This window comes from Geobacillus sp. ZGt-1, assembly GCF_001026865.1.
GTDB classification, from domain to species: domain Bacteria; phylum Bacillota; class Bacilli; order Bacillales; family Anoxybacillaceae; genus Geobacillus; species Geobacillus thermoleovorans.
Genome location: NZ_LDPD01000018.1, coordinates 1 through 345 on the forward strand (window position 1 = coordinate 1; position 345 = coordinate 345).

A 345-nucleotide genomic window follows, 5' to 3' on the forward strand; every position below is an offset into this window, starting at 1 on the left:
AAAAATAATCGGCCTTGACAGTTGGGAAGGGTGGAGCTGATATTCCTCTAAACTTTCCATATAGCTTTTCGTTAAAGGGACAACCATGGGATGAAGGGAGGAGTAAGCGCTCTTTTTTTCCTTTCCCATAAATACGCATCGTGTTGTTAGATAAATCAATTGTTTTTGTTGAGATTAAGAATTATGAAAGAAGGATTGCGGAATCTGCTCTTGTTTCATACAGGACGATGCCTCCACTCAATTTATCAGTAATTGTGAAAAGCAGCCTGGAGCATAAGGAATAAAGCGGCGTGATGAGACAGTACTTACACTTTACTGTCTCTTTTTTTCTGTGAAAATCCATAA